This is a genomic window from Bartonella sp. SL317, from assembly GCF_059687655.1.
In genome coordinates this window covers 1-20,080 of record NZ_CM185144.1, presented here as the reverse complement: position 1 = coordinate 20,080, position 20,080 = coordinate 1, and the positions used below count along the sequence as shown (strand labels likewise).

At 45.8% G+C, this 20,080-nt stretch carries 20 protein-coding genes and 1 pseudogene; all 21 read left to right on the top strand.

From position 1 onward, the window contains the following. Positions 1-281: 281 nt before the first annotated feature. The 21 genes and pseudogenes from AC6ER9_RS00105 (at position 282) to AC6ER9_RS00005 (ending at position 19,892) form a co-directional block, all read left to right on the top strand. On the top strand, positions 282-1,331 hold the full coding sequence (locus tag AC6ER9_RS00105) for a phage protease (RefSeq protein WP_497075363.1): 1,050 nt from the start codon (positions 282-284) through the stop codon (positions 1,329-1,331). Beyond that, a complete protein-coding gene (locus AC6ER9_RS00100; RefSeq protein WP_497074474.1) occupies positions 1,328-1,669 on the top strand; it encodes a hypothetical protein in 342 nt (113 codons plus the stop codon). The genes AC6ER9_RS00105 and AC6ER9_RS00100 overlap by 4 nt, the downstream gene beginning before the upstream one ends. A 12-nt stretch (positions 1,670-1,681) precedes the next feature. Continuing rightward, positions 1,682-2,647 (top strand): annotated as a pseudogene (locus AC6ER9_RS00095) (major capsid protein). A gap of 12 nt (positions 2,648-2,659) precedes the next feature. Beyond that, positions 2,660-3,085, top strand: a complete 426-nt coding sequence (locus AC6ER9_RS00090; protein ID WP_497074473.1) for a gp436 family protein — start codon at positions 2,660-2,662, stop codon at positions 3,083-3,085. Between the two features lies 1 nt (position 3,086). Next, positions 3,087-3,581: a phage virion morphogenesis family protein gene (locus tag AC6ER9_RS00085; protein WP_497074472.1), complete on the top strand. Its 495-nt coding sequence runs from the start codon at positions 3,087-3,089 to the stop codon at positions 3,579-3,581. Next, on the top strand, positions 3,578-4,102 hold the full coding sequence (locus AC6ER9_RS00080) for a hypothetical protein (RefSeq protein WP_497074471.1): 525 nt from the start codon (positions 3,578-3,580) through the stop codon (positions 4,100-4,102). Before AC6ER9_RS00085 ends, AC6ER9_RS00080 begins: the two co-directional genes overlap by 4 nt. Beyond that, positions 4,099-4,692: a baseplate assembly protein gene (locus tag AC6ER9_RS00075; protein WP_497074470.1), complete on the top strand. Its 594-nt coding sequence runs from the start codon at positions 4,099-4,101 to the stop codon at positions 4,690-4,692. Before AC6ER9_RS00080 ends, AC6ER9_RS00075 begins: the two co-directional genes overlap by 4 nt. Before the next feature lie 12 nt (positions 4,693-4,704). Next, a complete protein-coding gene (locus AC6ER9_RS00070) occupies positions 4,705-4,923 on the top strand; it encodes a hypothetical protein (RefSeq protein ID WP_497075360.1) in 219 nt (72 codons plus the stop codon). Positions 4,924-4,926: 3 nt separating this feature from the next. Continuing rightward, on the top strand, positions 4,927-5,313 hold the full coding sequence (locus AC6ER9_RS00065) for a GPW/gp25 family protein (RefSeq protein ID WP_497074469.1): 387 nt from the start codon (positions 4,927-4,929) through the stop codon (positions 5,311-5,313). Further along, positions 5,300-6,166, top strand: coding sequence for a baseplate assembly protein (locus tag AC6ER9_RS00060; RefSeq protein WP_497074468.1), 867 nt, complete (start codon positions 5,300-5,302; stop codon positions 6,164-6,166). The genes AC6ER9_RS00065 and AC6ER9_RS00060 overlap by 14 nt, the downstream gene beginning before the upstream one ends. Beyond that, a complete protein-coding gene (locus tag AC6ER9_RS00055) occupies positions 6,166-7,272 on the top strand; it encodes a phage tail protein (protein ID WP_497074467.1) in 1,107 nt (368 codons plus the stop codon). The genes AC6ER9_RS00060 and AC6ER9_RS00055 overlap by 1 nt, the downstream gene beginning before the upstream one ends. 1 nt (position 7,273) lies before the next feature. After that, positions 7,274-10,417, top strand: coding sequence for a DUF4815 domain-containing protein (locus AC6ER9_RS00050; protein ID WP_497074466.1), 3,144 nt, complete (start codon positions 7,274-7,276; stop codon positions 10,415-10,417). Between the two features lie 14 nt (positions 10,418-10,431). Continuing rightward, on the top strand, positions 10,432-11,781 hold the full coding sequence (locus tag AC6ER9_RS00045) for a Bgr_08870 family protein (RefSeq protein WP_497074119.1): 1,350 nt from the start codon (positions 10,432-10,434) through the stop codon (positions 11,779-11,781). 182 nt (positions 11,782-11,963) lie between these two features. Continuing rightward, the gene (locus AC6ER9_RS00040; protein ID WP_497074120.1) at positions 11,964-13,253 is read left to right on the top strand and encodes a phage tail sheath C-terminal domain-containing protein; all 1,290 of its coding nucleotides are present in this window, start codon (positions 11,964-11,966) and stop codon (positions 13,251-13,253) included. Continuing rightward, positions 13,250-13,768 (top strand): phage major tail tube protein, encoded by a 519-nt coding sequence (locus AC6ER9_RS00035; RefSeq protein ID WP_497074121.1) that lies wholly within the window; start codon positions 13,250-13,252, stop codon positions 13,766-13,768. The genes AC6ER9_RS00040 and AC6ER9_RS00035 overlap by 4 nt, the downstream gene beginning before the upstream one ends. A gap of 9 nt (positions 13,769-13,777) precedes the next feature. Next, complete coding sequence (locus AC6ER9_RS00030) at positions 13,778-14,191, top strand: hypothetical protein (RefSeq protein WP_497074122.1); 414 nt, start codon at positions 13,778-13,780, stop codon at positions 14,189-14,191. A gap of 131 nt (positions 14,192-14,322) precedes the next feature. Continuing rightward, positions 14,323-16,659: a phage tail tape measure protein gene (locus tag AC6ER9_RS00025; RefSeq protein WP_497074465.1), complete on the top strand. Its 2,337-nt coding sequence runs from the start codon at positions 14,323-14,325 to the stop codon at positions 16,657-16,659. A gap of 44 nt (positions 16,660-16,703) precedes the next feature. Then, positions 16,704-17,174: a phage tail protein gene (locus AC6ER9_RS00020; protein ID WP_497074464.1), complete on the top strand. Its 471-nt coding sequence runs from the start codon at positions 16,704-16,706 to the stop codon at positions 17,172-17,174. Further along, positions 17,171-17,425 carry a tail protein X gene (locus AC6ER9_RS00015; protein WP_497074463.1) on the top strand — a complete coding sequence of 85 codons (255 nt, stop codon included), beginning with the start codon at positions 17,171-17,173 and terminating at the stop codon, positions 17,423-17,425. Before AC6ER9_RS00020 ends, AC6ER9_RS00015 begins: the two co-directional genes overlap by 4 nt. After that, positions 17,425-18,405 (top strand): phage late control D family protein, encoded by a 981-nt coding sequence (locus tag AC6ER9_RS00010; RefSeq protein ID WP_497075358.1) that lies wholly within the window; start codon positions 17,425-17,427, stop codon positions 18,403-18,405. Before AC6ER9_RS00015 ends, AC6ER9_RS00010 begins: the two co-directional genes overlap by 1 nt. Further along, positions 18,402-19,892, top strand: coding sequence for a replicative DNA helicase (locus tag AC6ER9_RS00005; protein WP_497074462.1), 1,491 nt, complete (start codon positions 18,402-18,404; stop codon positions 19,890-19,892). Before AC6ER9_RS00010 ends, AC6ER9_RS00005 begins: the two co-directional genes overlap by 4 nt. The last annotated feature ends 188 nt before the right edge of the window (positions 19,893-20,080 follow it).

Below are 20,080 nucleotides of genomic sequence, written 5' to 3'. Positions count from 1 at the left end.
TAAACGTTCAAGAGCAATCTTTAAAAAAAACGCGCTTTGAGAGCGTTTTTTTGTGTGGAGTGATATTTGTACCTCCAAACTTATAACGGCGCTCTATCGCCTTTGAAGTGCCTTTGAAAACGATTTTATGAGAAGGTTTGGCATTGGGTTTTCTCTTATAAGCTAGAAGAGAGGAAAAAAGTGCTTTTGAAGTGCTCTTTTGACTGACATTGTCAGACTTATAAGCTGAGGTGGTTTCGTGCATTGTATTGCCAATGATAATTGTAAAGCAATAGGCAATGATGGAACAAGAATTTCACGAAAATGATAAAGAAGGGCAGAGCGTTTATGACGGTGCCTTTCATGGCAAGTTTATTGACTTTTGCCAAGATCTCACTATGAGCCAAGCACCGGAATGGGTCGAGCTGTTGCCCAAAGCACCTCATGTGAAGGCACGTGATGGACGGCAATGGCATTATAGTCCGCAAAGGATTTTAAAGGCTTTTGCAGCCAATAAAGGACCGCTTGTGATTGATTATGAGCATGGGCAACATCACAGAGCGAGAAACGGTTTAGAAGCGCCGGCAAGCGGTTGGATTGAAGAACTCACAGAACGGGATGGTGCGATTTGGGGTCGTGTTAAATGGACCGATATGGCTGCTAAAAAGATTGTTACTGGGGAATATCGTTATCTTTCCCCTGAGTTTCGTCATTCTAAAGGCGGTGAGATTTTAAGTTTGGCAGGGGCAGGGTTGGTGAACCGTCCCGCCCTTGTGATGACGGCTTTAAGCCGTGAACACCCTTCAACACCGCCTTTAACCCCCCCTTTGACACCTCTTGTGGTGTCCCCAACAACTTTGACGGAGGAAATAATGGATTTGACAGCCATTGCGAGCGCCTTATCGCTGGCAGAAGATGCAAAGCCTGTAGAAATTTTAGCAAGCATTGCAGCCCGCGAAAAAGAACGGGTGGAATTAAATGCCCAATTAACAAAAGCGCGTGAAGATCTAGCGCTTTTGCAAGAAGAGCAAAAAAACACCGCCATTGAGAGGCTTTTAGATAAAGCGGTTGAAGAGGGCAAGATTTTGCCGGCTGCGCGGGAAGACTATCGTGCCCTTTGTTGCCTTGAAGGGGGCATAGAACATTTTCAAAGTTTGATCGAGAAATTACCGGCTCTGGCATCGACAAGTCCTTTAGAAGCATGTGCCTTGGTGCAAGAACAACAGCGTGCGCCAGAAGAGATTGCCCTTGCCGCACGCCATTATCAAGAAGAACAGAAGCAAAAAGGCTTCGACATCACCATTAGCCAAGCGGTTGATTATATTTATGAGCACAAGGAGCGTTCATTATGAGTACGACGATTTTAATTAAATCTTTTCGCGCTTTTGCAGAGATCTCGCCTTATTGCATTATTGCAGCACGCGGTGAGGCAATGGTGGCAACAGCTTCTGGAAAGAGTGATAAATTCTTGGGCACTGCCGGCTCTTGTAAAGCAAAGGCTGGCGAAATGATCGATGTTGGTCAATGCGGTTGGGGGGAAGTGATATGTGGGGGCAATGTTTCCTTTGGTGACTTTTTAACCTCTGACCCTAAGGGGCACGCCATTAAGGCAGAAGCGGCAGATCGCACCATTGGTATTGCCATGAGTGATGGTTCTGCTGGTGATATTATTTCTTTTAAAATTAATTAATCGAGGCTTATGATGAACAGACCTTTTCCCATTGATCCAACCCTTACCGCCATTGCTATTGGCTATCGCAATCCCGAAGGCTCACTGATTGGTGATAAAGTTTTGCCGCGTGTTTGTGTTTTAAGTGAAGTGTTTAAATATAGTGAATTTCCCCTCGCGGAAAGTTTTACAGTCCCTGAACTGGAGATAGGGCGTAAAGGACGCCCGAATGTGGTGGAATTTTCCGCCTTTGAACGGGAAGCTAGTGTGAGAGATTACGGGCTTGATGATCTTATTCCCAATTCAGATATTGAAGCCGCAGCCCGCGCGCGAGCCGAAAAGCGCTCTCGTTATAATCCTGAAAAGACAGCCGTGGAAGGACTTGCTAATTTGCTGGAATTGGGGCGTGAAGTGCGTGTGGCAGAACTTGTGCAAAAGAGTGAAAATTACGCACCAGAGCGGGTGATGACGCTTAAGGGTGAGAATAAATTCAGTGATTATGAGAAATCTGATCCTTATGCTGTCTTAGACGAGGCGAAGGATAAAGCTCTCGTCTATACACCCAACACCATTGTCATGGGAAAAGTTGTTTGGTCAAAACTCAAACGTCACCCCAAAATTATCAAAGCGGTTAAGGGGGGTGGCACTGCTGATGGATTTGTGACCAAAGCGCAATTTGCTGATCTGATGGAAATAGACCCTCATCGGTTATTGATCGGTGAATCGCAAGTCAATTTAGCCCGCAAAGGACGCACAGCCCAATTGGCACGCGTTTGGGGCAATAAGATTGCTCTGCTTTATATTGATCCCACCAAGCAACAGGCGGATGGTTCTGTCATCAGTTGGGGCTTTAGTGCACAGTTGGGTGAGCGTATCTCTGGGGTGATCTAAGATCCAGATATTGGCTTATCGGGTGGTAAACGGGTGCGTGTGGGTGAACGGGTGTGCGAATTGGTTGCCGCAAAAGATGCCGGTGTATTGCTGCAAGATGTTGTTTAAGGAAAAGATTGAATGGCCTATGCAAGCAAGACATTGATTGAAGAGCTCTGGGGGGATGATTTCTTAAAAGACTTATGTGCTTTTGATGATGAAAATTCTGATCCAGTGCTTTTAGATCAAGCCATTGCCCTTGCTCTAAACCAAGCAAGTGGTGAGATGGATGCTCATCTGTCTCGTCGCTACTTGGTTCCCATTGCTGGACAACCAGCAGCTTTGGGTATGATCTGTGTGAATATTGCGGTTTATAATTTAGCCATACGCCATACGGCCCTGACCACAACCATTGAAGATCGCTACAAACAGGCGGTTGATTTGCTCAAACGCATTGCGGAAGGCAAAGCGGGTTTGGGGGTCGATGAACCCAAAATTATAAGTGAAGATGGACCCGTGCGGGATGGGGCTTTTTTTCACGCTCAACCGCGTTTGATGGGGCGATAACATGTCTGTTTCAACCCATATTGAGATTAAAGAGACGGGGCTTGAAGCGGCTTTATCCTTTTTACAAAAGAGTGCTCATGCCCCAATGGGAACTTTATCACAAGGGGTTGGTCGCCTTATTCAAGAAAGCACAAGGCGGCGGATTCAAAGCGAAAAGGCCTCCCCCCAAGGAGAGAAGTGGAAAAACAATTATGCTTGTTCCTCCATTCTTTATGCCAGTGGGGCGTTATCACGCTCTATTGATATGAAAGCTTCACCAGAAAAGGTGGTGATTGGCTCTGGGTTGGTTTATGCACGGATTCATCAATTGGGTGGGGTTATTCGCCCGAAAAATGGTAAAACCCTGCGCTTTTTCCTAAAAAGCAACAAAGCACAGCACTTTGTTTGTGTACCGCAAGTGACCATGCCGGCGCGCCCCTATTTAGGGCTTTCAGAACACAATAAAGTGGAAATTGTCAAAGCGGCAGAAGATTGGCTGGGAAGGGTGTTTTCATGAGACAAATGGTCAAGCAAGCAGGGCGTATTAATGCGTTTCGTGAGGCGGTGATAAAGAGACTTCAAAGCGCTTTGCCGGATGTGCGCGATTGTGCCTGTCAATTTGGGCGTTTTAATTTAGAAGAACTTGAAACACAGATGCTTGTTGCGCCAGCAATACGTGTTGCGGTGTTAGAAGGGCGCTTGAGTTCTGTTGCTTCTGGTCAGATGAGTGCTGAACTTCATTTAGGGGCTTTTATTATCACCACGGGCAAAGAGCGTGATGTTTCCAGTTGGCTTTTAGCAGAAGCCATAGGGGTTTTATGCCATAGCGGACAATTATGGGGCTTAACCCATTTGAGTGCCCCGCGGGATGTGTCGATTGATCCCATTATCTCTGCGGCGATTAAACAACGGGGCGTGTCGATTAGTGTGGTGGAATGGCGCCAAGATTTGCATCAGTTGGGGCAAGATATTTTTGCGGATGCGGAACAAAGTCAACTTAAAGCTGGATTACTCTCCTATGATGAGGTGTCTTCATGAATGATGCACATTTGTTGGGCGAGACCTTTCGGCAAATTATGAAGCGTCTTGATGCGCTTGAACGCTGTCTTGCCAACCAGCACATGGTGGGGCGGGTGGCTGAAGTTAATGGGCATAGGGTGCGGGTGAAACTTTTCTCTAAAGGTGCCAATGGGCAAGCGGTTTTATCACCTTGGCTACAAGCACAAGAAGCCGCTGGTGCTGTCTCTAGCAATATGCCTTTGCATGTTGGTGATCCGGTACGCTTGTTAAACCCCCATGGTGAGATAGGCTCTGCCTCTCTGGTAGTGCGCGATAGCTATAGCGATGATGCACAAAATCCAGCACGCTCACCGCAAGAGTTTGCGCTTTGTTATGCGGGAGGCGCTCTGCGGATGACCAAAGATGAACTTATTCTCTCCCATGGGGAAAACCAAATCCGTTTAAGCGCCAAAGGTCTCATGCTTTGCCACCAATCAACCCGTGTTGAATTAGCGGACAGTGTGCAGATTCAAGCAGAAGATTTACAGCACAACCAAAAATCGGTTGGTGCAAGCCATGTTCACGGTGGGGTCAAAATGGGTCCTTCCACAACCTCTAGCCCTCTTTAAAGGAGTTTTATGATGCGTGAGAAAACTTATGTTATTTTAACCAATGCTGATTTTGTTGCAGGTCAACGTTCACTGGGCAAGGGTGAGGAAATTTGTTTAAGTGAAGAGGCGGCAAAATATCCTTTGCTTCTGGGTCAGATTGCTGAAAAACCAGCCCCAACGGTTTCTTCTGCTCAACCCGTATCTTCCGCCCCAACGACTTCTCTTACAAAGACAACCAAGGGTGCTTAAATCATGCGTTGTGGGGTGAGTGAAAAGGATGGCTCTCTTTTGTATGGCTTTGCGCATTGCCAACAATCTATCCATAAATGTTTAATGACAAGAGTGGGAACACGGGTTTTGCGTCGCCATTATGGGTGTGATGTCAAAGATTTCCAAGATGCCAATGCCAATCCAGCAACGATTTTACGTCTTTATCAAGCCATTGCCTACGCGCTTGATGATCCAGAATGCGGAGAGCCTGGGTTCTCATTGCAGAGGATTGATCTGACCAAGGCAACGCGTGAGGGAACATTCCACTTTGTTTTAAGGGGTATTTTTTATCCCAATGGGCATTTGGGGGATTGGTCCCATGGGCAAGAAAGGCAATTTCCGCTAGAGGTCTCCTATGGCAGAGCTTGAACATTTATCCCTTACACAACGTCCTCTGCCGCAAGTGATTGAAGAGCTTTCTGTTGAAAGGCTTTTAGAGCAAAAGGTCACGCGTTTGGTGGATGTTTTTGCTGCCCATCATATCCCTTACAATGTGGAGAAGACCGCTTATGATCCCGTGGTCATTCAATTACAAGCGGCTGCTTATGAAGAGTTGCTGTTGCGCCAGCGGATCAATGAAGTAGCACGGGATAATTTGCTGGAATTTGCACATGGCACAAGTTTAGATCATTTGGGGGATTTCCATGGGGTTAGACGTCTTTTAGATGAGGATGATGAGCGTTTTCGCCGCCGCATTCGCTTGAGCCGGCAAGGGCATTCCACAGGAGGGACAGCGCCCCGTTATCAATATTTTGCTCTCTCCAGTGATATCCATGTCAAAGATGCTTTTGTTTATCGTGTGGGCAAAAGCCCGCTTATTCATGTGGCTTTGTTTAGTGATAGCCCTTCAGGGGTGGCTGATGAGACTTTGATTGCCAAGGTGCAAAGAGTCCTTGACGAGCCCCATGTTAAAATGACCAATGATACCCTTTTGGTCAAAAGTGCCGTACAGCGCGTGATCGATATTTCGGCTGACCTTTGGTTGTTACCCGATGAGGGAGAACAGCTTTTAGAAAGGGCAGAACAGAATTTAAGAGAAGAATGGGCGCGCACGGGCAGGCTTGGGCGTGATTTACATTCAAGTTGGATATTAAGTCGCCTCATGGTTGAAGGTGTGCATCATGTGGAGATTACAAAACCATGGGAAGATATTCTGGTTGCCCCGCATGAGGCGGTAGCGCTAGGGGAAATTGCTTTGTCAAAACGGGGGCATGCTTATTGATGTCTGCGTTGTTATTGCCCCCCAATTCAAGCTTGTTTGAACGCTGTTTTGCACAAGCTATGGCTTTTTCCCCACAAGTCAAAAGGGCGCTTGAAGATATTCCCCGTGCCAAATTGATCACCCGTCCTCCTTCTTGGTTGCCCTCTTTAATTGACGAATATGGTTTACAAGAACTCACGCCCTATTTCTCGAATTCTTATGATTTGATTGACCAAGGGCTCCAATGGCAAAATATTCGTGGCTCTATCGCTGCCATTAATCAGGGGCTTGAATGGCTTGGACTCTCAGTACAATTCACCCCCGCATGGTCAGAGCGGGCGTGGTGGAATTCTTTTCAACTTGAATTTGACCAATTGCCTAAACGAAGTGATCTTGAGGCGATTGAAGCGATTGTGGACCTTTCCAAAAGCTTGCGCTCTGATTTTCGCCGCGGTGTCACGGGTTATGATGTGGGGGCTACGCAAGCCAATATGTCACGGCTTGATGACAGCATGCTGGATTTTGAGAGTGGTATCCGCTTAACCGCTGGAGATACGCTGTTTTCTTTTGGACGCACCACAGAAATCAACCATGTTCTCACAAAAGAAGAAGGCAAACGCATTGGCAACTGGATTGATGATGCGGACGAGGAGTTAAGTTGGGATCAAATTGATTATCCATGGGATTTTGCAAATTTTCCCTGGTGTTCTGTCAAAAAACATGAACGCGACATATTAATGGCAAAGTGGTTTAAAAACCGCACACTTTATTTGACTTTAAGAGATAAAGACGACGTTCTGATTGGCTATCGCCGCTGCTATGCTGTACAACCCGTTGAACAAGCGGTTGAGGGCATCTACAGCCATTGTGGCAACAGATTTAACCCTTGCCCAACAGGCACTCTGTTGTTTCTTGCCGCGCGCACGGATTTTAAGGATGTTGAGGATAAACACGCCGCCTCTGTTTCCCTCCTCGTTCATGGCAATCTTGCAGAACAGACACCCCTTGGCAAACTTTGGTGTGACGCCAATGAACTCACTGGTGGTGTGGAGATTCTTAAAACACCGATCAACATTCCTTTGCGCGCAGATGTTCGCGAACAATTCAAGATTTTATTGAGGTTTTAACATGAAACATGAAAGTGGCTTGCCCTTTGCAATTGACAGATCTATCGACAGCGAGGAACAACAAAGCGTTGTGTTTTATGGACAGCGCCCTTTTCTGCAATCGGCTGAACTCAATGAAATGCAAACCATTATCAAAGGGCGCCATAACCGTTTGGGGCGCCTTGTGGCCAAAGAAGGAGACCGCGTTGAACGGGCGGATGCCTTTGTCAATAAAGACACAAAGACGGTGACACTAACCGAGGGCAAGATTTATATCGCCGGTGATATCTTTCCCGTCTTAAATGCCGTCTTAGAGAATGTTTCTATGATTGGACGCGTAGAAATCGGTGTAAAACTCCAAAAAACATGGGTAACGCATGAAGATGATCCAAAGCTCTTGGGGCAAATTCCAGGCACTTTAGCCGAAGGAGAGCCTGGTGCTGCGCGCGAGGTGGCAAAGCTTGTTTGGGCTCTCAAAGATGATGGACAGCAAGGCGCATTTTTTCCGGTTTATATTTTACAAGATGGTGTTTTGATTGATCAGAAATCCCCCTCTCTACTTGAACCGGCCATGCAAGCCATTGCGACCTATGATCGCGCCCATGGACATTATATCGTGAATGGTTGCCGTGTCACAGCTTTGGGCAGAGAGGGACAAAAGCAAGTGTTCACAATCCAAGAAGGCGAAGCCAATATCAATGGTTTTAAACGCAAGCGTCTAGCCGCTTTGCGCCATGAAGAGATGGAAGATTTTTCCACGAGTGAGATCCCTAGCGAAACCTATATTTTTGCGCCTCAAAGCAAAAAAACAAGCTTTACCTTTAAGCCCTATTACACCCCTATTGCCGCTGTTCATTCTATTTTACTCACAAAAGAAAAAACCGTTACAATCACGCGCGGGGCTATTACATCTGGGCGTGATGGTGTTCCCGATAAAAGCATCACCGCTTTTCTTAAAATTGTGCAAGGAGACAAAGAATTTAAAGAAGGCAAGGACTTTAAAAAGACCGGAGACACCATTGATTGGGTCCTCGCTGGCGATGAACCCCTTCCTGGTAGCAGCTATAAAGTGACCTATCGATACCGTGCAAGTGTGCAAGCAGATAAAGTGACAACAGAAGAAATCACTGTCTCAGGGGGTGCTGATGGAGGTGATATTATTGTACGTTACTCTTATAAACTCCCCCGCATTGACCGGATTGGTCTCAATACTGGGGGCAATGTGGTCTATATCAAAGGGGTTTCGGCAGACCAACCCATGGCACCAAGTGTTCCCGAAGATGTGTTGTCCTTAGCAACCATTAGCAATAATTGGCTGGATGTACCGCGTGTGGTCAATGATGGCACGCGCGTTGCCCCCTATGATGAGATGTGGCGCTATTTTCAACGCGTACTCTCCCTTGACCGCTTGATGCAACTAGAGCGCATTAAAAGCAATGTGGATTCTAAAGAACCCGTTGCTAAAAAAGGCATGTTTGCAGATCCTTTTCTCGATGACAGTTATCGCGATGAAGGTTTTGAACAAACAGGGGCGGTTGGCAATGGCATGTTACAGCTGGCAATTGACCCAACATTTTATACTGCCCCCTTGAATTCACCTATCACTCTTGATTGGAGCAATGAAGTCATCATTGCGCAAGAATTGACAACGGCTTGTGAAAAAATCAATCCTTATCAAAATTTTGCCCCTCTCCCTGGAACCGTCACCCTTACCCCCGCAACAGACTTTTGGCATGTTGAACGCACTGATTGGCTCTCTGGTGTCACCAATCAACTCAATATGGGTTGGAACCGTGGGAGAAGCATTCGCAAAACAGAAATTAGTGATGATTTGGTGAATACAACGAGAGAGCAAATTGACTTTTTAAGACCCATTCCGTTGAACTTTAAGATTGAAGGTTTTGGCAGTGGGGAAATCTTGGAAAGCCTTAGCTTTGATGGTGTGAGTGTTTTACCCAAAAGCCGCCTTGTTGCCAATGCCAAGGGGATTATAGAAGGAACCTTTATCATTCCTAAAGACATTACCGCTGGGACAAAGAATGTGATTGCACGGGGCAAAGGTGGAACGGTTGCAATGGGGCTTTTTACCGGACAAGGCGTGATTGATGTAAAAGTCATGCGGCGCACCACCACGGTAAAAATATGGACAGCCTATGATCCGCAAGCACAAGTCTTTACCCCCGATGAAACACGACAAATCACCGGCATTGACTTTCATCTTTGTAAAATTGGCAATCAAGCCCATGATCTGGTGATTGATTTGGTGACCACTGAAAACGGTTATCCTACCGCTGATATTCAAGCCCAAACCTCCTATTCCATGAAGGGCGCCAAAACGGGCTGGGCGAGCGCACGCTATGCTGTACCCTTGTTAGTGCCCGATGATCGTTTGACCGCCTTTGTCATTAAGACCGATGATGGTGATCATTCCGTATCACTTGCCAAACTTGGGGATTTTGATAAAGAACATCAAAGGTATGTTTCCAGTCACCCTTATGTGACGGGTCCACGCTTTTCTTCTGTGAATGCAAAAAGCTGGAGCGCGCACCAAGATGAAGCCTTAGCCTTTCGGGTGTTGGCCGCCCGCTACAAGCAAACAGAAAAAACAGTGGATTTAGGCAGCTTTGATCTTGTGGACTGTTCTGATTTACAAATCCGTGCAGCCATTGAATTGCCTTCAAGCGATTGTTCTGTCATCTTTGAAATTGAACGCAATAATGGCACGGTTTATCAATTGTTGCCCTTTCAATTGCTCAGTCTAACCGAATATATCAGTGAAAAAGTCAAGCTTCGCGCTATTCTCAAAGGTACAGAAAAGCTCTCGCCGGTGTTATTTGCTCCCGTGCAATTGATTGCAGGAAAGATTCATAAAACAGCAACCTATGTCACGAGAGCTTTTGCCTTTGGGGAAAAGGCAAGATTAACCAGCTATATCAAAAGCTTTTTACCAGGTGGTTCTTGCTTAACCCTCGAGATGCAACTGGATGATGGTGCTTTTACCCCTTTAAAACTCGATGAAACAGAACAGCTTTCTGAACCCCTTTGGACAGAGCGCAAGTTTATTAGCAGTGACAAAACAGGAGGACATGCGCGCCTTAAACTTACCCTTACCGGTGGACCAGCGGCACGGTCCATGGTGTGTGATTTTGGCGCCGGTATCATATAATGGGAGAATGAGAGATGACAAAAACTAAAAAACTCGACATGGAATTGCCTCAAGAAGGACGCTTTATCAGTTCTGAATTCCCCATTTTACGCGATAACCTCAACAAACTTGATCAAGCCCTTATAGAAGTTGAAGAAAAGACAAACGAAAAAGCGCCTTTACAACATAAGCATACAATTAGTGATGTGACGGGGCTAGAAACAGCCCTTAATGGCAAAATGGCAGCGAATAAAACCTTCACTTTTGCCGATTTAAGCGATATCGAGGGGGAAAAAGATGCCGCCAACAATTATGTGCTTTATAAATCAGGCAACAATAATTTTACCTTTGGCAGTGCGATATCGCTGTTAGGCACCCATCAACATAAAACAGAAGATATTGTAGGACTTGATGACTTTAGAGCTAAGATTAATGAAGATCTGACCAGCTATGGGCGCTTAAAACAAGCCAATGAATGGCAAAGCTACAATAAATTTACCAGCAAAGTCACCATGAGTGGTGGTTTGGAACTGCTGAACAATTCATCACTGAATCTTATCCATAATGGTGAAGTGGTGACAAATTTAAGCACAAGCGGAAGCTCGCTTAAAGGACCCCTGAAAATCGATGGTGATGTTGTTTATACCAAGGCGCAAGTAGATGCCGCCATTTTGGCAGAGATAAAGAGTCTTAAAAAAGATTTGACCGATAAAATCACAAATTGGCCGGCTCTTGCTGATGCTGAATTGCTCTATACGCAGAACGGAAAAATTGAATGGCCCGATTGGGTCACGGATAAAACCAAAGTCGAAATTACAGCCTGGGGCGGTGGCGGTAGTGGTGGTGCAACTAATAATCCATATATGGGTGGTGGTGGTGGTGGCGGCGGTTGTTCCGTATGGTATGGCTATAAAGCCAGTTTAAACGGTCATCAAGATATCATCATTGGTAAAGGAGGGACTTCTGTTTCAGAACTTAGTAAGACAGGAAATTCTGGAGGCACAACAACCGTTGGCAAAAATTTTATCACTGCTACAGGAGGAAATGGTGGCTACAGTGGTCTTCATTCTTTAGGTTCTGGTGGTGCTGGAGGCGTGGGAGGAAATTTTGGTTTAGCAACAGACGAACATCCAGGAATTGCCAAAAGCGGCAATGGTTATGCTGGAACGAATGGAAGAAAAGGCGTAAGCGGAAATGGCGGTGATGCTGGGGGTGATACATCAAGAGGTGGGGGTGGTGGAGTTGGAAGTGGTGGGAAAGAAGATTATACTTCAGGAAAAGCAGGGCGTGGTTTTGGGGGTGGCGGTGCTGGCTCTCGCTATTACCTTTATCCAAGCGGTGCTGGTGCTGATGGTGCTGTTCTTATAAGATTATGGAAAGAATAAATACAAAACCAAAGATAGCGCAATTCAAATGGATAGTTGTTGTATAAAACAGTCTTTGTATGTTTTTAAGTCTTTTTATCGCTCTTTCAAAGCCCTTTTAAAGGGCTTTTTTGACTGACACTGTCAGGCTTATGAAGCATGCTGTTACTTGTTAGTGTCTCTTCATTGATTTGGAGAGCAAAATGGCAACAGAATTTAATCATGGTATTCGTCTCATTGAGGATGGTCAAGCGTCTCGCCCCTTAGAGATGTTTAGCCAAACCGCTATTGGGGCGGTTGTTACAGCCCCTGATGCGGATGCACAGATCTATCCCTTTAATGAGCCCGTGTTGGTCTTTACCCATGAGACAGAGAAAATCCAAAAGCTTGGGCAAAAAGGCACAGCCCTTGATGTTATCAATGCCGTGCGTGCACAAGGAATTGAGGCACAAGTGATCCTTGTGCGGGTGGAAGAAAAATCCACTATTGCTGAAACACAAACCGAAATGGTAGGGTCAAGTGTTGCTTTAACTGGTGTTCATGCGCTAAAACATGCACGGGGGCATTTGGGTGTGGAGCCTAGAATTCTCTTAGCACCAGCTTATAGTGCAGGGCGGCTTGATAATGCTAAAAATCCACTAGCAGATGCTCTAGAGCAGGTTGCCGAAAAGCTACAAGCCATTGCCGTGTTTGATACGGGAGGCAAAAATACGGAAGAAAGCCTTGCCTTTCGGGCGGATTTCTCTTCACGCTTTTGTTATCTCATTGACCCCTTTGTGCGTGTAGCAAATGTTGAGGGGGGCTTTAGCATTAAACCGGCAAGCCCCTTTGCAGCCGCTATGTTTATCAAACGGGACAAACAAAAAGGGGGTGTTTTTTGGTCACCCTCCAATCAAGATGTCAAAGGTATTTTAGGCACAGCACGCCCCATTAGCTATTTTGATGGGGAAATTGATCATGAGGCTAATCGTCTCAATCAAGCCGATATCGCCACCTTTATTCCAGCCCGCCTTAGCCAAAATTCCCAAGGACAACCGTCTGCCAATGGGCGCATTTTATGGGGCAATCACACCACCTCGAGTGATCCACTCTGGCGCTTTGTCAATGTGGTGCGTACCCGCGCCGCCTTGGAAAAGGCCATCATTAACAATTTGCGCCCTTGGGCCAATGACGAAAACCTGACCGGTCAACATGTGATTGCCATTACCCGCAGCCTTACACAGTTTCTTGATGATATGATTGTCCGTGGTGCCCTTTTAGGGGGGCGGGTTTGGTTTGACCGTGATTTGAATTCCAACAGCAATTTGCAATTGGGAAAACTGCGGGTGGAATTTGATGCAGAAGAAGTCCCCCCTCTCGAAGATTTAAGCTTTGGAAGCCGGCGCAATGGCGCTTACTTTAATCGGCTCTCTGAAGATATCCAAAATAAAATGACCCATACTTTTGGTGATACGCTTGATACCTATCGCAAAGCAGCAAGGAGTAACGCATGACTTTAAGAATTGTTCGTGGTTTTACCCTGATTGTTGATGATGATGTAAACCTTCATCTTGATCTTGAAACACTCAAACTTCCAACGTTGGAAGAAATCACCGAAACCTATCAACCTGGTGGCTCTGATATGCAAATTGATGTCAGTGGTCTTGGTGTGAAAGCTTTAAGCTTACAAATGAAGATCCACAGCCATACCCCCGAAATCATCGGCATTTTTGGTGGTTCTCCAGGGGTTCGTCATAAATTTACCGGCAAAAAACATGTGGTGTCTGAAGAAGATGGACGCGAGCATGAACATTCCATTGATGTCACGGGGCGTTTGGTCAAAGTTGATAGCGAAAGCTTAACAGCTGGAAAAGCCACAGGCTATGATTGTGAGATCAAAAATATTTGGGACTATACGGAATTTTGGGATGGTTCTGTTTTGCACCGCTTTTCCTTTAAACGAGGCGGTTGGTTGGTGCGCAATGGACAAGAGATCGGTGGGCGCCGCCGCGCTATACTTAATTTATAGGAATTGATCATGACCAGTTTACAAACAAGTGTCGCTGTGGAATTGCAGGTTCCCCTTGTCTATCAAGACAAGGATGGCAAAGAAGCCACACAACACAAATTGACCTTTTATCGCCCAAACTTCAAACAAGCACGCCAATTAGCCGTGTTAATGGGACCACAGTTGGCAAAGTTCATTCTCCCCGCTTTAGAAGAAGATAAAACACCCTTGAGCAATGATGTTCTCATTTTCAAGCTTTGTGAGACTTTACTTACCCATGAAGCCATGGAAGGAATCGCTGAACTTTTGGCAGAGATGTCTCATGAATCCGTTGAATTGATTAATCGTCTTGATTTGCTTGATCTTGTGGCTGTTTTTAAGGTTTTTTTTGCTTTTTTTCCCAAACTCCAATCCTCTATGCCGGACAATTTGGAGCCGAACTAGCCCTTTATTACCACTGGTCGGCTCTAGAGATCAATCAGATGGATTGGCTGGACGTCATTGCCTACCGCGAAGAATTAGCCCGCTTGAAACAACAAGAATATGAAAGCCAAATGTTAGGATGAGAGGCAATCATGGATGTTTCCCTTGTTATCCGTTTTGTGAATCATCTCCAAGAAGGGATCGCTTCTGCCAAGCAAGACCTCAGAGCCTTTAGCCTTGATATTGCGCATTTCAAAAACCAGACACGCAAGCATTTTAAAGGGTGGTTTGACCCTAAGCATCTAAAAGAAGCGACAGAAAATGCGCAAAATGCTTATAACCATGCGCGTGGGCGTATGGTGGGGGCTGTTGCTCAAACCGCAACCTTAATCGCCCCTCTTTATAAAGCCATGCAATTTGACCAATCAATGAAGGGCTTGGAAAAGGTTCTGGATGCCCCCCTTGATCGTTTAAAAGAATTGCGCCGTTTTGCTTTGGAAACCTCAACAAAGATTCCTCTCGCCGCCCGTGAAGTTTTAGAATTGATGACCAGTGCCAGCCAAGCAGGCATTGGTGAACAAGATCTCGAGGCTTTTAGTATTTATGCCGCCAAAGCCGCCGTTGCCTTTGATATGACGGGGGACCAGATTGGGGAACGCTTTGCCAAATTGCGCAATGTCTTTAAGCTTAATCAGGCAGGCATTGAAGATTTAGGCGATGCCATCAATCATCTCTCCAATCACATGGCGGCAAAGGCAAGTGAAGTTACAGACTTTACCAATCGGGCGACCGGTGCGGCAACCATGTTTAAACTCACCGCTCGTGAAACCGCAGCCTTTGGGACGGCAATGATTTCTGCTGGTATTGTACCAGAGAGTGCAGCGCGTGGTTTTAATTCCATCAGTGCGCGTATTCGGGCAGGGGGAAAACATATTGAAGATGCTTTCAGTAATATTGGTCTCTCCCGCCAAAAATTTATGGAAGATTTGGACAAGGATGCCACAGGTACCTTGGTGCGCTTTTTTGAAGCCTTAGGCAAATCAGAAAAAGGCATGAATTCTCTGATCGCCGTTGCAGGACGCGATTTTACGGGAGACTTTGCCAAACTAGTCAATAACCCCGAACTGTTACAACAAGCCTTAAAGTTTGTTGAAGACCCAAAAATCTTTAAAGGCTCTGTTGAACAAGAGGCAGACAAACAAGCAACCGGTGCCATGCGGCAATTTGAACTGTTACAAAACCGCGTTGTGGCTTTAGGGGTGACCATCGGTGAAGTGTTGTTGCCCCATGTCAACAGTTTAATGGCCAGTGTGGGTGGTTTTCTAAACGTGCTGATGGCATGGGCTAATGAACACCCTGTTTTAACCGGTGTGATCATCAAAACCATTGCCGCCCTCATGGCTTTTAATATTGCTTTGCGGGTTGTGCGTTTTACCATGGCGGGTACCCGCCTTGGGGTTCTTCAATTAATCGGCTCTTTTATCAAGATGAGGGCTGTTAGCGGTGCGCTGAAAGCCAGTTGGCGCGGGCTCTTGGCTTCAGGGCGTTCACTGGGCTTGCTTACTGCAGGACTTGGGGCAAGCTCACTGCGACTCTTGCGCCCTATGACTTTATTGATGGGCGCGTTGCGGGGGATTGCAATTTCAGGTACAGCATTTGCTGCCTCTTTTGGTTGGATAGGGACAGCGATCGAGGTGGTTGGGGCTGGCATTGCCTCTGTTGTTGGGGCTGTTTTTTCGCCAATCGGGGCAGCGGTTGCTGCTGCTATAGCTGTCATATTGGCTCAGTGTTTTATTTTGTGGAAATATTGGGATCGTTTTTCTTCTTTTATAAAGGGCTTTGCACGGGGGATAACACGTGCTTTTGGGCGAGCCTTTGAAGCCGTCATGCGTTTTTTTGGTGCCGATACCAGTACCATTACCCGTTGGAAAAACATCATTGCTGCTGCCTTTGATTTCTCTCACCATTGGCAAAAGCTTAAACAGGGACTTGCCTCTGTTTCCAAGTGGTTTGGTAATGTGTGGGATGGGATTAAACAAAGCCTTTCCAATTTTTGGGGGTGGCTTTGTGGCTTTTTTACCCGCGAAAAGCTCTCTGAGAGTGCCAAGGCTGATATGGAACAAGCTGGAGAAGATTTAGCAGATTCGATTGTCGATGGCTTTATGTCGTCTATCTCACAATTGATAGATTTTTGTAAATCTTTGCCTCGCCGCATAAAGGGGTGGATTGGGTCGATTGATTTTAGAGATTATTTGCCAAGTTTTTTGGGAGGCAAAACGCCTATCCAACCACTTGTGCAATTTGCAAGCGCAGGGCGTGACAATGCCCCTCTCACAGAGCAGCGAGAGAAAGAGCGCGTCCCCATTACGCACAATCAAAATGTCACGGTGCATGTCAATGGCGCACGTGATCCTGTTGCAACCGGTTATGCGGTTCGTCATGCTTTGCAACGGGCAGGAGCCAATGCCTTGCACGGCGGAACAGAGTAATGGAGACAATAGAATGAAGGGAATAGAATGAGAGGGGATGGAGCATGCAAGATCCTTTGCTGATGTTAGGACCGCATCAATTTTATGTGGACTGGTTGAATTTCCAATCTTTTGAGGAAGAGTTTTCTGCTTCATGGGTTTGCTTAGAACGTTTTGGCCGTTCCCCTGGTTTGCAATTTACCGGCTATGGCAATGACCCTAAAACCCTCCACGGAGTGTTGTTTCCAGAAGAGTTTGGAGACCGTGCGGCCATTGATGCCATCACCAGAACCATTCGGGCTGCAAAACCCGTTCAGATGATCCGTTGGATGCGTGATGATAGTTATAGTGCTTTGATGCATGGTTTAGTCGTGATTACCCATATTCGTAAAGACCATGATTACATTAACCGCTCTGGTCAATCGGGACGCATTCGCTATTCCATAAGCCTGTTACCGTTTTTTGATGGGGGAAAGCCGCAAGGTCAATATCAAATAGGGCAATATCAGGGGGGACAAGAGGAGGATACCCCATGAAGATCCCCGCAAAGCAGATTGTGGTCGAGCTTGAGGATATGAGTTTAGACCTCATTTGTTATCAGCATGTCTTGTCTGTTTTAGGAGACCGGCGGCAAGCGGGTTTATTGAGAGGCTATTTAGAAGCCACGCTGGAGGCTAATCCAGAGATTGCGGGATATGGGGCTTTTTTACCGCGGGGCTTAAAAGTCTTTTTGCCTGAATTTGTCTCATGCGAAAAGAACAGTGTGGTCAAACGGCTATGGGATTAATGCGCACATATCCCTTTATTGAGGTAAGGGTGGGGGATAAACTTGTTCATGAGGTTTTTTACCAGCGTCTTTTAACGGCAACCATCACGGACAATACGAGTAATGAAGCCGATAGCTTTGAAGCAGAATTTGATGATAGCGGCAATGATTTAGAAGTTCCAGCAGCGGGCAGTGCACTCCATGTCACCTTTGGTTATCAAGACAGCATTCGTGCCTTTATGGGGCGTTTTGTTGTGGAATCGGTGATAAGTTGTGGGGGCAGTGATGGAGAGATTTTACGCCTTTGTGGCAAAAGCGCTTCCATGCGTGCGGAGATCAAAGAACAGGTGAGCGAACATTTTGACCATCAAACCGTTGGCAAGATTGTTGAGACCCTTGCCAAACGTCATGGCTATCAAGCAAAGGTCAGTCCCCAATTCACCAAACAAACCTTGCCTTATGTGGTGCGCACGGATCAATCGGCAATTGATTTTTTAACCCGCCTTGCTGATCGGATGCAGGCGCGTTTTTTGATCAAAGACAATAAGTTTTTATTTTTAAGCGGGGACAATCTTCCTCTCCAGACAATTCATCAACAGGATTGTTCCCATTGGGAATTTAGTCTCGAGCCGCGTACCCAATACGGCACCATTGAAGCCTCTTATTTTGATCGCGCAAAAGGGCAACAGCATTCTGTCAAACATCACACGGGGTATCATGGTCCGGTGCGTCGTCTGCGAACCTGCTACCCCTGTGAGAGCCAAGCACAAGCAGCAGCAGCCTCTGAGTCGGAACGTCTTTGCCGCGCGATGGGCAGTGGTTCTGTAAGCCTTGAGGGGCGCCCTGAGATCATGGCGGGTCAACCACTGCTATTGCAAGGGTTCCGTAGAGAGATCAATGGTTCATGGCATGCGGCAACCGTGACCCATCGCTATGAAAAGCAAAGCGGATACACCACAGAAATCACCTTTGAGGCACCAAATCAAGGAAAAGAGGCATGAGAAAATTAAATGTATTAGAAGCAGAAAACCCAAGAGATACTTTTGCCTCTTCTTTTCGGCAACTGCCCCATAATATTGAAGCAGAACAAGCGTTGCTTGGGGCAATCATGATCAATAATAATGCGCTTGAGAGCGTTGCTGATTTTCTCAAAGCAGAACATTTTTTTGAAGCCCTTCATCAAAGGCTTTTTGATATCATCTCACAAATTGTTCAAAAGGGAAAAGTTGCAGATCCCATTACCATGAAGCCCTTTATTGCAAATGATGAGAAAGTTGGAGATATCACAGTTTTTAATTATGTGGTGCGTTTAGCCAAAGAAGCAGTCACAATCATCAATACTCAAGAGTATGGGGGCGTCATTTATGATCTGTTTATTCGGCGTTCTTTAATTAATCTTGGCACTCAAATTGTGAATAGATCTTTTGATGCTCCTCTAGAACTTAGTCCTTTACAACAAATTGAAGCGATTGAAAATCAGTTATTTGCATTAGCCGAAAAGGGCAAATATGAGGGTGGTTTTGAAAAGTTTAATACCGCCATTACAAAGGCACTTAACATGGCAAGTGCTGCGAAACAGCGTTCTTCAAAGCTTTCTGGTATGGCAACCCATATTAAAAGCCTTGATGCGAAAATGGGTGGGTTGCAAGCATCTGATTTGATTATTCTAGCAGGGCGCCCCGGTATGGGGAAAACGTCCCTTGCAACCAATATTGCTTTTAACATTGCCAATGCTTGCAAGTGTGATAGCAACACAAAAGAAGGTGAAGGGGGGATTGTTGGTTTCTTCTCTCTTGAAATGTCAACAGAACAGCTTGCAACCCGCATGATCTCAGAACAAACGAAGGTTTCTTCTTCTGATATACGGCGAGGGAATCTTTCTGATGATCAGTTTATAAACATTGTTCATATGACGCGTTCCCTTCAAACCATTCCTCTTTATATCGATCAAACGGGGGCTGTATCCCTTGCACAATTGGCTGCGCGTGCAAGGCGTCTTAAACGACAACATGGTCTAGATGTTTTGATCATTGATTATATCCAACTGATGACAAGCGGTTCAAAGCGTTCTTTAGAAAACCGCGTTCAAGAGATTACAGCCATCACCATGGGTCTTAAAGCACTTGCAAAAGAACTCAATATTCCCATCATTGCGCTTTCACAATTATCACGACAAGTTGAAAACCGTACAGATAAACGTCCACAATTGTCTGATTTACGGGAATCAGGTTCAATTGAGCAAGATGCCGATATTGTGTTGTTTGTTTATCGTGAAGAATATTATCTCAACAATGAAGAGCCCAAAGAAGGCACGCTTGAATATCACAAATGGAAAGAGGCAATGGAGCAAGCCAAGGGCAAAGCCGAAGTTATCATAGCCAAGCAACGTCATGGTCCAACAGGAATCGTCCCTCTTGCTTTCCAATCTGACTTTACATGCTTTAGTGATTTAACAGATCATACTCATCTCTCAGAAAAATCCGCTTGAGCTCAAAATGATGATCCGATGATTGAAAAGAAAAAAACCATAGATTCTTACAAAAAATTACGAATCTTAAAACACCCTTTGAAAGGCCTTTGAAGACCCTTTGAGAACCCCTTAAAAATCATCTGAAAAAAAATAAATTGGTACAAAACCTAGTGTCAAAATATACAAAACCCGCTGGCAAGCTACAC